The following is a 13,536-nucleotide window of genomic DNA, read 5'->3' as shown; positions in this document are numbered from 1 at the left end:
TGCAAAACCCCAACAAACGCAACACTGTCAACACTCTCAACACTGTCAACAGGGTAATGTTGCGTTTGTTTTATATTTGATCAACTGCTTTGCTTACTTTGCCTTTTAAAGGTCAAGTTTTATTGCCTTAATTTTGAATCGGTACTTCAATTTTACGCCAATGTCATAAGGCTAAATTCAATATTTCAACTGTTCTTTCGCCTCCTGAACGGTAGTAATCCTCTCTTTCTCATACATATAAAATCAAACGAAAAGTGATGAATAATAAGGTTTTCTTACTCTTTTCTCACTTCAATCTCAGAGTGAGAAAAAGAGTGAGACGCTAGTGAGACGCTAGTGAGAAAAAAAACACCATTCTTTCACATATAGTTGACATTAGCTGACCGACTGACAACTACACGGAGTTTGTTAAATGACTAAAGACAACTCCACTCAAAGCAAACACAAGGAATTTGTTATGACGAACTCTACTCTTTCAATCCCTAACTTTGGCTTGATGAGCGTTATCGCTTTGATGGTTATCGTTGCTGTTGCTGTTGCTAACCCTGTTCATGCTGCCGACCTTTTTACCAACGCAAAAACCGATATTAAAGATACTGCGGGTACTGGCTCTGCTGTGGAAATGGCTCTGTTAGCTTTCGGGGGCATTGGTGCTATTGCATTTGGTTTTATGTCTAAAAACTGGATCGGTGCAATTACGGGCTTCGCTGTTGGTGTCCTTTTCTGGAACATCATCACGCCAATGATCGGGCTATAAGAATTGACTGCTCCCCTCCCTAAAGGAAGGGGATTCTTGTTTCGTCGCGTATTGCTTAGAGATCGAGTGATCAACTAAGTCTTACTTACGCTCCACAAGCTAACACTGTCTGCCCGACAGCTTTGATATTCAGTGCCGCATTTAGGTCGCGGTCTAGCTCACTAGAGCATTCAGAACATGACCATTTGCGGATATGTAACGGTAAGGAATCGACAACGTGACCACAGCAATTACAGCGTTTAGAGCTTGGATACCACTTATCAATCTGAACAACGGTTCGACCGTACCACTCAGCCTTGTAGATAAGTTGGCGCACGAACTCGCCCCAGTTGGCATCGCTAATTGCTTTAGCAAGCTTACGATTCTTGACCATGTTTTTAACGCTCAGACTTTCACAGCTAATCACTTGGTTTTCGTTTACCAGTTGTGTAGTCAGTTTGTGGGTGAAGTCGCGACGACAATCGGCAATTTTTGCTTGGATGCGAGCGACTTTCTTTCTGGCTTTATGGAAGTTAGAAGATCCTTTCTTCTTCTTCGATAGCACACGTTGAGCTTTAGCTAGCTTACTAGCATAACGCTTGGTGTGACCGGGGTTACCAGACTTGAAACCGTTAGAGGTAATAACAAGGTCTTTCAAACCTAAATCAATACCGACTGTATTTTTACTAATCGGTAGTAGTTTTGGCTCGAAGCGACATAGACAGGAAACAAAGTAGCGTCCTGCACTATCTCGACTAATGGTGATAGTGGTTGGTGCGCTAGGTAGTTCACGCGACCAACGCACGTTAAGCGGTGGTTTGGACTTGGCAATAAATAGCTGTCCATCGCGGTACTTAAATGCGGATTTGGTGAACTCAGCAGACTGCTTAGAACGCTTGTTCTTGAAAGTTGGGTATTTAGCTCGACCATCAAAGAAGTTCTTAAAGGCCGTTTGTTGATGGCGTAACGATTGCTGAAGAGGCACACACGAAACATCATTCAGCCAAGGGAACTCAGGGTTTTTCTTGAGTTCCGTTAGGTAGCTTGATGCTTTGTTGTAGTTAATCTTGATTTGCTCATTGTAGTAAGCATCGGTACGCCATCGAAGAACAGAGTTGTAAACGAAGCGCGTACAGCCAAACGTCTGCTCAAGTAAAGTTACTTGCTCAGGTGTTGGGTAGATGCGGTATTTATAAGCTCTTTCTTTCATGGTTCACAAGAATAAAGGTGTTTTTGTGAAAGTAAACATTAACTTTAATAAATTGGGTGGCTTTGTTGATGCTTCGCATCAATCGCTATCCCTCCCTGCCCTAAAAGGACAGGGTTTCACGCGAGGTTTAGATGAGGCAAGAGGGGGGGATACCCCCTCTTGAGTTAAGTAATGGAAAGTCCACATCAATTTTATTACATCCCTAAACACTTAAATCGTGGAAAAACATTTGCGGGTTTACCTCGTGATGAAGTGTTACCCGCCCTGTTTTTTCTTATTGTCCTATTCGCAATGCGCCACGAAATCCTTTCCTTAGTTGCTTGTGCGGGTTGGTTCATCGGTCTACGACAAATTAAGCGTCAATATGGTGATAACGCAATTCAACTTCTTATGTATTGGTATGGAAGTAAGCATATTGCTGAAAGCATGTTTCCCAAATCACCACCTTCTGAAAAACGTTACTGGATAAAATAGTTATGGAAAGTGGAAATAGAGAAATATATGCGGGTATATCAAGTGGTGTTAATGCACTTCTACTAGTAACTGTAATTGCTTTGTTGTTAGGCATCAGTGGCTTGGGTTGGACTTCGTATTATTTAGCTGCCCATAAATCACGGACGATCACCCCTCCAATGGTAAGCAAAGCGTTTACGGTAAGCGATGCGAAAGTCGATGATGAATACCTGTTAATGATGGCTGAATACTTCATGTATCTGCGATTTAACGTAACACCTAGCTCTGTTGAGCGAAAGTTTCATTTACTTTCGGAATACGCTAACCCTGCGGTTTGGAAAACGTTTAGCCCCGTCCTATCAAGTGAAGTCTCGTTTATCAAAGAGCATAACGTCTCATCCACTTTTGATGTGACAGCGAGGCAAGCCGATCCTGATAACTTTGCAGTTCGTATGAGCGGAAAACTTTTCAAAAATGTAGGTATTCGCTCTCTGCCTGCTGAGCAAAACACTTACATAGTCAAGATGAGCTATCAGCATGGATTTATTCAGCTTGATTACATCTACAAAGAGACTAGCCATAAGGAAACAGACTAATGATTAGGTTATCTATTACTCTGCTCTTAGCGACTCTTATTATGTCACCAATAGCAATCGCTAAAGAGAAACAAACGGGACGCATTGATAACGTTCCTGCTAACACCTACCGCTTTGATGATAATGACACGATCAGCTTGCCTTTATCTTCAAACAACTTAAACCGTCTCGTTGTTCGTGACGACTCAATTACAAGCTTTGTTTGTCCTATCGGGTTTTGTACTTCATCAAATAGCAAAACCGATAAAAGCGGTTCAATTACCTTAAAGATTAATGTTGCCATCCCTTTTACGGCTCACATTAGCACCAGAAACGGGCATAACTTCACTCTATTTATCAATCCTAAGTCCGTCCCTGCGCTTGTAACTGAGTTTGTAGCCGTTAATCTTCATAAAAGTGAGCCAAGTATTTTTGATAGCAAAGAGTTTGATTATCCGATGAAAGTTGCAATGTTCACTAAGCAAATGATTGCTCATCAACTCTATAAAACAAAAATTGCGGGTTTTACGTTGCATGTTGTTGATAAGAAAACATTGCCTAAAGATCGCGACCCATTAGCCGTTGTCCCGATGAAAGTATTTCGTGGAAAAAACTATAGCGGGATCATCTATGAGGTAAAAAATCAAAGTAAAGAAACTCAAACAGTAACAAACGCTCATTTCTACAGCTATGCAACTCGCAGCGCTTCTCTTGACCGTGAGGGCAAGCTTAAACCTAACGAATCTGTATTGCTTTACGTTGTAACTGGTGTGAGGTAGTGATTATGAAACTTGGCAGATTATTCAAAGAGCCAGATGGTGATATTTCGCAAGGTCTTGATGTTGATGAGAAAGCGAAAAATAGAAACTACACCATCACCTTTATTGTTCTGATCATACTGGCGATTATGAGTTCATTAGCTTACCGCTACTTTGGTGCAAAAGAAGAAGTGGTTGTAGAGCAAACCGAAGAAATTAAGGGTTTCGGTGAAATTATCGAATCTGAGTTTGTCGATGAGGATAACCAATCTGCTGTCACCATTCTTCAACTAGAAAATGATGAGCTAAATCGACAAATAGCTAACCAAAACAAAATCATTGAAGATATGCAGCTCAATATTTCTCGATTCAAAGATGATATGACCAACAAGCAGCGTGGCTTTGAAACCAAAGTAAATACGAGAGTTGATAATCTTAAAAATGCTCAGTTCGATGAGGTTAGAAAGATAGCCGAAGAAACAGCATTACAAAATATCCCTGATATGCCAGAAGTGACAGAAATAAATGAAAATATTGTCACTGCCGATGGTTATGTTCAAAAATCGGCAGTATTAAAGTCAAATACTCAAGGCTTTGGTATTCAAGGTCTACCCCCTCGCCCTCGTTCCTCTAATAGCGTTGATAATTCAAATCAAGGTCAGTATGCGTATGACCCAAGCGCTTCAAGAGCGTTTGATCAAGGTGGTATTGACCAATTTACCTTTGAATGGGATCACGTTACAGAGGCAGAGCAAGAAGCAAAAAAGCGCACGATTGATAACTATATGCCTACAGGTGGTTTTGTTACTGCTGTTGTTACTGGCGGTGCTGATGCTGATGCGGGAGCGCTTGGTCAAGGTAATACAGCGCCAATGGTTTTCCAGACTATCAATGAGGGCATATTACCAAACGGTCAAAAATCAAAGCTTAAAGATTGCACAATCACTGGCAGCGTTTACGGTGAAATCTCAAGCTCAAGAGGTATTGTTAGAACCAATCGAATCTCTTGTATCTTCGCTGACGATGAGATCTTGGATATTCCCATTAAAGGAACGGTTTTCAACTTTGGACGCAATGGTATTCGTGGCACAACCATTCTTAAAAACGGCAAAATCGTACAAATGGCGGGGGTAGCGGGGATTCTTACTGGTCTAGGTGAAACTGGTAAGGCTCTCTCTGAGACAACTTCAACAAGTGCTTTAGGTTCAACCTCAACAATCAATAGTCAAGATGCAGCCTTAAATCTACTTGGTAATGCGACCTCATCCGTTGGTGAAAAACTGGCTGACTATTACATCAAGCTCGCCGATCTTTACCATCCAATCGTTGAACTCAATCCTGGCAATATAGTGAACATTGTTTTTCTTGCGGGTTTCCCATTGGACTCTAGCGATTCAGAAGCTTATGAAGCTCAAGTTATTGCTAAAGATGCAGCTCAAGCAAGTCTTACAGGTCAAATTCTTAATGTCGTTACAAATAATCCTTTAGCGGGTGATGTTTCCAATACTATCCCTAACTTTCCTCAAAACATGGGTAATGGCGGTCAATCTTCGCCATTCGGTCAATAGGAGTGACGCTTATGTATCGCTTAATTTGCATCCTTTTAACTTTAACTTTTGTGAATGGTTGTAGTACGGGTTTAGACAATGATTACTCTTGCGACAAAGTAGGTGGCGTTGGTGGGTGTACGACAATGCACGAAGTTCGTGAAAACATCGATCATTATGCTAACCCTGATAATCACGGTAATAACCCTCATTCAGATCTGAATGAGGCTGAATCGCTTGTCCCAAGCTTTTCTTTACTTCCCCGCAGAGATCGCACTGGCAAGCCAGAAAGAACCGAAGAAATCACCCGAAAAGTCACCATCTTTCCGTTTGAAGATGAAACAGGCTCTTACATTGATACCACTGATATTTACATTGTCCTTAAAGAAGCTGAGTGGACAGGGCGACCAGTTCAAGCAATCAAAAAGGATTAATTGTTATGAATGTATTTCAAGATATAGCAGCGCTACATAAGCAATCAAAACGATCATTTAATCACTTTCACAATGAGCTTATTTATCGCTATTTCGATAAGGAAAAAGAGGTTTTTGAGAATAAAAACTCAATGGGGTTTGGTTTTCAACTTGGTGTATTCGGTGGGGCTAATGATGAGTTAGTAGAATCTTTGAATCGCCTAATCTGTGAGTTTCCTCAAGGCGAAAAATGGGATTACCAATTTTGCTTACTTGGTAACAACATGATTGAGCATCATTTGCGTGGCAACCAAGAAGCAATGTCCCAACGTGGCGGGATCACGGCTGATCTTGCAAAGCGTGACGCTGATTATTACCTCTATGCGTCTAAACATGGTTTTAACCATCGTCAGCCTTATTACTTTGATGTTCGTGATTATCAAGCTTTTGTCTTTGTTACGACAACTTCAACTAAAGAAAACTTACTTTCGTTCAAAGAAACCTTTAAAACATCAGCAGAGGTTGTTGGCTTTAACTTAGAGCCTGTCACACCTGTTGGTTTGATTTGGTACGTTGAACAGATAGCTAACTTTAACCGTGATGCGAGTCGTCCTGTTGCGCCTGTTTATAATGATTTAGAGCCAATTAACTCACAAATTTTAGCGCCTGATACAGAGTTCTTGAGCTGTAAGAATCATATTCAAGTTCGCTATACCGATGAAGCTAACCGCCAACAAAACTATCGAATCGTCAATCTCGGCCTAAGACGTTTACCTAGTGACTTTAGACTTTACGGTTTGCCTGAATGTTTTAGTTCTATTCGTAATATTGCCAAGTCAGTTCAATGCCCTCACCTTATGACGGTCAATTTTAAGCTTGAGGATAGAGGCACAAGTCAGATTAAAAATGATACCAAAATAGGCGATTTGACTAAGACTTTAGAAAGCAAGCTTAGAGCGCTTGTCCCTACAGCTTCCGATGAGCTAGAAGAACGTAAAGAGCTTCAAAAAGGGCTTATCAACCAAGAATATTTACTTGCCTCAATGTCTCTGAATGTTTGTTTATTTACTGATAAGAAAAATGAAAAAAAACACATTTCAGCAGCAACTACCTCTTTTTCTGGTGCGGGTTGTGAGGTTATGCCTGTAGGCATTTTGCAAACTCAAGCTTTCTTCTCAATCTTGCCTTTCTCAATGATTGATTATTGGAGTGACGTAAAAAAAGCAGCAAGAGTAAACACGCTGAAAACCTCTAACTTAGTCAATTTTTTACCTATCACAATGGATCATAAGAACTTAAATCGAGGTGTATTACTTCCTACAATGCGCCAACAGTTGAGCTATTTTGACCCTTGGAGCTGCGGAACGGATAACCAAAATATCGCCCTCTCTGGCGGTTCAGGTAGTGGTAAATCTTTCTTAACACAAAAAATCGTATCCAGTGTTCATAGCTCTGGCGGTAAGGTTTGGATTCTTGATAAAGGGGGAAGCTTTAAGAAAATGACCCTTTTGTTTGGTGGTGTTTATATGACCCCCAAAGATATTTTCTTAAACCCTTTTACTCACTTAGGTCACTTCACAAGAGACGAATTTAAAACAGATTGTGGTGATCGGGTTGACCCTTTAAAAGAGGCTTTAGACAACATTACCTCTCTCTTTGCTTCGATGGGGTCGCCTAGAGGTCAATTAGATGATTTCCAAACCGCTTGTTTAGGCGATGCGATTGTAAACGCTTGGGAGAAACACCATAACGAAACACTGGTTGATCATGTTCAAGATGAGTTACACGCAATTGCCAACGACCTACGCACTCAAGGTCTAAACTCAGATCAAATATCGCAATTAGCGACTCAGCTCAATAAGTATCGAAGTGATGGCATCTATGGCGACATTTTCAATCAGCCGTCAATGTTAGACCCAAGCATTGATATTACTACGCTTGAGCTTGAGGGGTTCCCCCCTGCTGTTCTTCGTCCCGTTATCTTCTCGCTTATTGTAGCGATCAACCAACAAATGTACTTATCGGGTAATCGTAAAACTCGTAAATTGTGTGTCATAGAAGAAGCTTGGTCGCTTTTAAGTGGAGCGAATGAATCAGCACGAGAGTTCATTCAGCAAGGTTATCGTACCGCACGAAAATTTGGTGGCTCATTTTGTACCGTAACGCAAGGCTTTCAAGATTTCTTTGCTAATCCCGAAGCCGAAGCTTGTTACAACAATAGCGATATTCACATCATCATGCGTCAAGGGCAAGCTTTTGACTGTTTCGTACAAGAGAACCCTAACAAGTTCTCTCAATTTGAAGAACACGTCATCCGCAATTTTGAACGTGCAGGGGCTGCGGGTTATAGCTGCGTGATGCTTAAAACGGGGGGGAATACCAGTTTCCATCGCTTCTTTGCCGATCCATTCTCAAGAGCGACGTTCTCTACAGAGCCTAATGAATGGGCTTATACAGAGGAAATGCTTGATAACGGTCACGATATTTATGAGGCAGTGAGAATGACCTCAGAGAAATTCTACGGTGACGAGATCAAGGAATTTGAACGTAACGTCTATGGTGAATCTCATGCCTAAATCAACCGTAATTTCTCATCTAATTACTGCTGTTTTGTCCGTTGCTGTCTCTGTCGGTATCAACTCTTATATGTCTAAAGAGATTGTTCAAGTTGATCCTAAACGTTTAATTGACACTTATCAAAGTGAGTTAAACAAGTCGTCGCTGTCAGTCAATGAGCAATCTAACCGTTTGGTTGGCTTTGTTCAGGTATTAGAAAGAACAATGAATAGCTACGCTGACGAAAACAATGTTGTCGTTTTAGTTGGTGCTGCGGTTGCTTCAAATCAAAGTGATGTGACCAACGATATAGCTGCTCAAATTGTAGCCTTTTATAAATCTCAATCGCCTAAAGGCGAGGGGGAAAAATGATTAAGCGTCTATCTCTATCTGCACTAGCGTTGTTAATGACAACCAGTGTTCAGGCTAAAGATTTTGGGATTGTTGCTCCTACCTTTCCCATTATTGAGCAAAATTTTTTAAATGCCATTCAACAACGCTTGGAGCACTTAAAAGAAACAGGTCGGCTTGATGAATTAAAGCAGAAAATGAAAGACACGGTTAAAGAGCAAGTGTTACGCCCTCAAGTCGCTGTCGATTTTACTACCACTTCTGAGCCTAAAAGTTACCTTGTCGACCCAAGCCTAACTCTTGCGATTGATATTAAAGACCATAAAGGCAATGTGATTTACCCGAAAGGACTGACTATAAATCCTTTCGACCCGTCTACGTTCCCTAACCGTAACGCCTATCAGATCAACTTCAGCAAGCGACTTATTTTCCTAAATGGTGATGAGGCAGCGCAAGTGGATTGGTTAAAACGTCACTTGGAACATGAAACCATGCCGACCAAAATAATCTTAACCAATGGTGTTCCGAGCAACTTAGAAAAAGAAATCGACCAAAGAGTGTACTTTGAGCAAACGGGAGATATGGCTCGTAAGTTCCACATCCAACACGTTCCTGTCACCATCAAACAAGATGGTAAATTTTGGCGAGTGACAGAGCATGACCCTTACGAAATAAAAACAATAGGGGTGATGAAATGAGAAGTAAATTCACCTTAACGCTTTGCCTAGTGTTATCGGTATTAATCAGTCCTGCGACAAAAGCGATTGGTGGGGCGTGTACGGGTCATTTTGTAAATCCTATCAGCGATGTTTGTTGGGAATGTATGTTACCTATGACTCTCGGTAGCGTTCCTCTGTTGTCTAGTCGTTACCCTGACACTTCTAATCCAAGCGCCCCGATCTCTTACTGCCCTAAGCCTCCCCCAATTTATCTACAAATCGGTTTGAATATTGGCTACTGGGAGCCAAGCACATTAACCGATGTTACTCGTATTCCTTATTGCATGGTTAATATGGATATGGAAATGTCCATATCTGATAAAACCAACATAGGCGGTAACGTAACGGTTCGTGAGGGTGAATATGCCGATGGTGCTTTTTATCACGCTCATTTTTACACATACCCGCTTATGTACTGGCTCGATATTATTTCATCTACTGCTTGCATGGCTAGCGATGCCTTTGGGGTCGGATACATGACAGAGCTTGATCCCACTTGGAAGATGATGAACTGGCCTTTGTCTTAAATCCCGAAGCGATTTTATTTGGCAATCCAGCAACACAACTCGCTTGTGTTGCTGAATCCATTATTACCAGTTTAGGCACTGCATTACCTCTAGACCCTCTTTTTTGGTGCTTAGGCTCTCAAGGCTCAGCTTACCCCTTAACAGGTACAACGGGTTATCAACATAGTACGGTTCAAGCTGCAACCTTAATCATGCAGCGCATTAACTACAAACTTCATCGACAAGGCTTAGTTTGGCAGTCCTTTGGTGCTGACGGTGCGATTTGTTACCAAGCGCCTAGCCCGATTCTTCCTAAGCATCGCTACCGCTATCAAATGAGTGCGACTATTCCAAGAGCGCACACGTGCTACCCCTACACGACAACAAGCATTATTTGGGAAGCGGGGCATGATAATCCCGTAACTGGTGGCAACTTTGGTTTTATCAATTGGAAAAAACGCAACTGCGTATTTCTGTAAGGAGCAATAACATGAAAGGATTTTACCCACTACTTTTAGCGTTATCATTCAGTTCTGAATGTTTTGCTTCTCAAACTGCTTACAGTCAAGAAGAACTTAAACAATTGGCAGAAACTGAGCGAGCGGTTTCTCATGTTCCTGACTTTGAGAACTATCTTAACTACCAGACCAAGCAAGAAAGCTTTAAAGATTACGCTATCGACCTAAACCGTGATAACTACATCACATCAGGCTCGCCACTTTCAAACACGCCAAGCCAAGCGCCATTGCCTAACGTTCTTGTGTTTACCTCTCTCGGGCTTGGTGATTTAACGCTCAAGCAGCAGCTTCAACAAAGCGAAGATTACAAAGTACCTCTTATCATTCGTGGCATATTACCTAGCGGTTTTCCTGCCACTTCTGCTCGAATTATGGAGCTACTTGGAATCAAAGTAGACGGCAAAAATGCGAGCCATCAAATCAACTCTGGCTTTGCTATTTCTCCTGATTGGTTTGATAAATTCAACATTGATAGCGTTCCTGTAGTAATTGTTATCGAGGAGGGAAAGTGCTTACACGATAGCGACTGTAAAGAGAGTGACTTTGATATTGTTCGTGGAAATATCCCTATTCCTACAGCATTAGAAATGATTGCTGAGTCGGGGGATGCGTCCAGTGTTGCTAAGAAAGTTCTCGCAAGGAAGCAGCACCATGAATAGATTAATCTTACTGCCATTATTCATAGTCAGTCGCTTTGTACTAGCGGGGATTGAGACGGATTACGATAGTCATGTAGGCTTTGCAAAAGGTTTAACTTCCGATGTTCAATCTCGCTCAAACTACGGCATCAACGCAAATGACTATTGTGATCCGACTAATAGCGCCTGTTTGAATGAGCTTAATAATCCTGCGTATAAAGGGGCGGATGACGTAACAATAAGTAACGATGCGACAACACAATATCACTCCAATCCCGAAGCACTCGATATTCAGGACAACGTCAATGAGGGTCGTCCCGACCTAAGAAGTGACCCCGCTTACACTCATGCCTTTGTTGGTCAAGAAAATGCTTATGAAATTACTCACGGCATTTCAAGCCAGTATGCCGACTGTGATACAGGGCAAATATGTGCTGAAAAAATAGAGGAGCAGTATTGCCACATTCCGACTAATAACCCCGTTAAATGCAACTCAACTCCTTATGTAATAGGCACAACAGGTTCACAACACTGGCTTGGTCTCCCCGCTCGTGGTTTTTCAAGTGGTTCGGGTTTTATTTGGTATATCCATGACCGATACCCAACCGCTCCAAGTTTGCCCTCTACCGTTAGGCAGATAAAACTATCCGGTGTTGTAACAAACCCAAACGGATCTTCTATTTATATCAACGGACAGTTTACAGGCAAGATAGTACCTAATTGGAGTGATGGAACTTGGTACTACTCTGGCGTGATTAACACTAATGTAGTAGTCACTTCAAATCCAATCATCGTGACGATGGATAATATTTGGATACTTAATGGGGTAAACCCAATGCATACCACATCATATTCAGGCGCTCGCACTCAATACCTCTTGATCGATACTAAACGTCACGATGTCGCTTGGGCTGATTCTTGCGACAGTATGTTACCTGAGTGCCAACAAACAAGTAACCGTTGTCTTGAGGGAGCTGAAACCCGCTATTGGGAGGGGGTTTATACTTATCTTCCTTGTTGGGTATATGAAGCAACTTATCAATGTCAATTCCCTGACACATGCGGGGATCTCTCTGACGCTGTAATCGTTGAAGAAACGTGCTCTTTGAATGTTGAGGGTGTCTGCGTTGAAAAATCCATTCGTAAAGAAGTTACGACAATGGATTGTAAAGACGCTGAGCTGTCCTGTGGCGTTAATACGTTCTGCCTTGATGGTGACTGCTACGATCCTGAACCGCACCAATCTCCTAGTGAAGATCTTAATAAAAATGTTAGTGGTTTAGCGGCACTTTCCGAAGCTGCTGAGAACCTAACCGCCCCCCCTGAGACGTTTCAAGGTAAACCCATGAAATGTAACGATAAAGCGTTTGGTTTTGCTGATTGCTGTAAAGATGGCGGTTGGGGTACTGATATTGGTATAGCGCAATGTTCATCGACTGAAAAAGCGCTAGGTCAAGCGAAAGAGAAAAAAGTTACCGTCTATGTAGGTTCGTATTGCGCTTACAAAATCTTAGGCAAGTGCATCAAAAAGAAAAAGTCATATTGCGTATTTGACTCAAAGCTTGCACGAATTATTCAACAAGACGGACGTAGACAAATAGGCATGACGTTTGGCTCGTCAGAGAGTCCTAATTGTCGAGGTTTAACGCCAGAAGAAATGCAGCGTATGAACTTCGACAATATGAACTTTTCAGATTTCTATTCAGATCTGAATAGCAATATGGCAGTTCCAAACCCTAGTGAAATTCAAAATCGAATCACGACACAATTGGAGGCGAACCAATGAAATTAGTTTCATTTCTACTTGTGACTTTGATTTTAGTATCAGCTTCAACTTTTGCAGAGCAAGTACCTAATGGTTGGCGTTGGTATAATGAACCTAAAGCAGCGAAAAAAAAGCGAGTTGAGAAAAAAAAGCAAAGCGCTACTCCATCTGTCACGGTCAAAAGAACGATGAGCGCTAAGCAGCAATTAGATTGGTTTAAAGCTGCACATGAAGAAGCGCAAGCAGCAGCGATTATTGATCCGACCAATGAGCAGAAAGCAGCGTTACTCATGCACATGAATAAATACGTTGCGGATAAAAGCTCACGCTTTGGTATGACCTTTAAGAAAGTCCTCCACACTACTCCTGAACTTGATTATCTAAAAGATCGCCCCGCAGAAGCAGCAGCAAGACAAGAGCACCTAAAAGGTATTCGTAATAAGCACATAGATTCTATCCATAAAATGAGTAATGACGGTTGGGGTATGTTTTACGTCTATAACGGCTCTGACAAGCTTAGCGACACTCTAGGCTCATCACTTCAAAATTTCAGCGATAAACACGGCATAGCTCTACTAGGTATTAGTAAAGATGCCAACTTAGTGAACTCAGTTAGACAAAATGAGATAGATGATAAGGGGCGCTTAGACGTTCCTTTTGTCCCTGCCATTGTTTTAGTTAATCCAATAACTAAAGAAATGAAACCTTTGTCTTATGGCTTTATCTCAATGGATAAGCTTTATGGTCGTTTTTATAACGTAGCGACTGATTATCAAGATCAAGACTTCTAA

The 13,536-nt window shown here is 41.6% G+C and carries 13 protein-coding genes and 1 pseudogene; 13 read left to right on the top strand and 1 reads right to left on the bottom strand.

Going from position 1 to position 13,536, the window contains the following annotated elements; translation table 11 throughout:
- The first annotated feature begins 457 nt into the window (after nucleotides 1–457).
- Complete coding sequence (locus BLO31_RS15195; RefSeq protein ID WP_070968473.1) at nucleotides 458–757, top strand: hypothetical protein; 300 nt, start codon at nucleotides 458–460, stop codon at nucleotides 755–757.
- A gap of 85 nt (nucleotides 758–842) precedes the next feature.
- Here the strand turns inward: BLO31_RS15195 and BLO31_RS15190 are convergent, their stop codons facing one another.
- Nucleotides 843–1,946: an RNA-guided endonuclease InsQ/TnpB family protein gene (locus BLO31_RS15190; RefSeq protein ID WP_070968466.1), complete on the bottom strand. Its 1,104-nt coding sequence runs from the start codon at nucleotides 1,944–1,946 to the stop codon at nucleotides 843–845.
- Nucleotides 1,947–2,117: 171 nt separating this feature from the next.
- Between BLO31_RS15190 and traL the strand changes: the two genes are divergently transcribed.
- The 12 genes and pseudogenes from traL (at nucleotide 2,118) to traF (ending at nucleotide 13,536) form a co-directional block, all read left to right on the top strand.
- On the top strand, nucleotides 2,118–2,420 hold the full coding sequence (gene traL, locus BLO31_RS15185) for a type IV conjugative transfer system protein TraL (RefSeq protein WP_070968463.1): 303 nt from the start codon (nucleotides 2,118–2,120) through the stop codon (nucleotides 2,418–2,420).
- A gap of 2 nt (nucleotides 2,421–2,422) precedes the next feature.
- The gene (gene traE, locus BLO31_RS15180; protein WP_070968459.1) at nucleotides 2,423–2,995 is read left to right on the top strand and encodes a type IV conjugative transfer system protein TraE; all 573 of its coding nucleotides are present in this window, start codon (nucleotides 2,423–2,425) and stop codon (nucleotides 2,993–2,995) included.
- Nucleotides 2,995–3,753, top strand: a complete 759-nt coding sequence (traK, locus tag BLO31_RS15175; RefSeq protein ID WP_070968456.1) for a type-F conjugative transfer system secretin TraK — start codon at nucleotides 2,995–2,997, stop codon at nucleotides 3,751–3,753. The genes traE and traK overlap by 1 nt, the downstream gene beginning before the upstream one ends.
- A gap of 5 nt (nucleotides 3,754–3,758) precedes the next feature.
- Nucleotides 3,759–5,300: a TraB/TrbI/VirB10 family type IV secretion system protein gene (locus tag BLO31_RS15170; protein ID WP_070968454.1), complete on the top strand. Its 1,542-nt coding sequence runs from the start codon at nucleotides 3,759–3,761 to the stop codon at nucleotides 5,298–5,300.
- An 11-nt stretch (nucleotides 5,301–5,311) separates the two neighbouring features.
- The gene (gene traV, locus BLO31_RS15165; RefSeq protein ID WP_070968449.1) at nucleotides 5,312–5,713 is read left to right on the top strand and encodes a type IV conjugative transfer system lipoprotein TraV; all 402 of its coding nucleotides are present in this window, start codon (nucleotides 5,312–5,314) and stop codon (nucleotides 5,711–5,713) included.
- A gap of 5 nt (nucleotides 5,714–5,718) precedes the next feature.
- The gene (gene traC / locus BLO31_RS15160) at nucleotides 5,719–8,268 is read left to right on the top strand and encodes a type IV secretion system protein TraC (protein ID WP_070968446.1); all 2,550 of its coding nucleotides are present in this window, start codon (nucleotides 5,719–5,721) and stop codon (nucleotides 8,266–8,268) included.
- Nucleotides 8,261–8,620 carry a TrbI F-type domain-containing protein gene (locus BLO31_RS15155; protein ID WP_070968441.1) on the top strand — a complete coding sequence of 120 codons (360 nt, stop codon included), beginning with the start codon at nucleotides 8,261–8,263 and terminating at the stop codon, nucleotides 8,618–8,620. The genes traC and BLO31_RS15155 overlap by 8 nt, the downstream gene beginning before the upstream one ends.
- Entirely contained in the window at nucleotides 8,617–9,297 is a 681-nt protein-coding gene (gene traW / locus BLO31_RS15150; RefSeq protein ID WP_084659851.1) for a type-F conjugative transfer system protein TraW, read from the top strand. The genes BLO31_RS15155 and traW overlap by 4 nt, the downstream gene beginning before the upstream one ends.
- A pseudogene (traU, locus tag BLO31_RS15145) lies at nucleotides 9,294–10,303 on the top strand (conjugal transfer pilus assembly protein TraU). The gene traW and the pseudogene traU overlap by 4 nt, the downstream one beginning before the upstream one ends.
- 11 nt (nucleotides 10,304–10,314) lie before the next feature.
- Entirely contained in the window at nucleotides 10,315–11,001 is a 687-nt protein-coding gene (gene trbC / locus BLO31_RS15140; RefSeq protein ID WP_070968437.1) for a type-F conjugative transfer system pilin assembly protein TrbC, read from the top strand.
- Nucleotides 10,994–12,766, top strand: coding sequence for a type-F conjugative transfer system mating-pair stabilization protein TraN (gene traN / locus BLO31_RS15135; protein WP_070968433.1), 1,773 nt, complete (start codon nucleotides 10,994–10,996; stop codon nucleotides 12,764–12,766). Before trbC ends, traN begins: the two co-directional genes overlap by 8 nt.
- Entirely contained in the window at nucleotides 12,763–13,536 is a 774-nt protein-coding gene (gene traF, locus BLO31_RS15130; protein ID WP_070968428.1) for a type-F conjugative transfer system pilin assembly protein TraF, read from the top strand. Before traN ends, traF begins: the two co-directional genes overlap by 4 nt.

The sequence above is a fragment of the Vibrio sonorensis genome (assembly GCF_001854765.1).
GTDB lineage: Bacteria > Pseudomonadota > Gammaproteobacteria > Enterobacterales > Vibrionaceae > Vibrio > Vibrio sonorensis.
Note: the sequence above shows the minus strand (reverse complement) of the source record. Positions and strands in the feature narration are given on the sequence as shown.

Excerpts from the sequence above, each read along its gene's own strand:
- BLO31_RS15195 (WP_070968473.1), top strand. The coding sequence starts at position 458 with ATGACGAACTCTACTCTTTCAATCCCTAACTTTGGCTTGATGAGCGTT.
- BLO31_RS15190 (WP_070968466.1), bottom strand. The coding sequence starts at position 1,946 with ATGAAAGAAAGAGCTTATAAATACCGCATCTACCCAACACCTGAGCAA.
- traL (WP_070968463.1), top strand. The coding sequence starts at position 2,118 with ATGGAAAGTCCACATCAATTTTATTACATCCCTAAACACTTAAATCGT.
- traE (WP_070968459.1), top strand. The coding sequence starts at position 2,423 with ATGGAAAGTGGAAATAGAGAAATATATGCGGGTATATCAAGTGGTGTT.
- traK (WP_070968456.1), top strand. The coding sequence starts at position 2,995 with ATGATTAGGTTATCTATTACTCTGCTCTTAGCGACTCTTATTATGTCA.
- BLO31_RS15170 (WP_070968454.1), top strand. The coding sequence starts at position 3,759 with ATGAAACTTGGCAGATTATTCAAAGAGCCAGATGGTGATATTTCGCAA.
- traV (WP_070968449.1), top strand. The coding sequence starts at position 5,312 with ATGTATCGCTTAATTTGCATCCTTTTAACTTTAACTTTTGTGAATGGT.
- traC (WP_070968446.1), top strand. The coding sequence starts at position 5,719 with ATGAATGTATTTCAAGATATAGCAGCGCTACATAAGCAATCAAAACGA.
- BLO31_RS15155 (WP_070968441.1), top strand. The coding sequence starts at position 8,261 with ATGCCTAAATCAACCGTAATTTCTCATCTAATTACTGCTGTTTTGTCC.
- traW (WP_084659851.1), top strand. The coding sequence starts at position 8,617 with ATGATTAAGCGTCTATCTCTATCTGCACTAGCGTTGTTAATGACAACC.
- trbC (WP_070968437.1), top strand. The coding sequence starts at position 10,315 with ATGAAAGGATTTTACCCACTACTTTTAGCGTTATCATTCAGTTCTGAA.
- traN (WP_070968433.1), top strand. The coding sequence starts at position 10,994 with ATGAATAGATTAATCTTACTGCCATTATTCATAGTCAGTCGCTTTGTA.
- traF (WP_070968428.1), top strand. The coding sequence starts at position 12,763 with ATGAAATTAGTTTCATTTCTACTTGTGACTTTGATTTTAGTATCAGCT.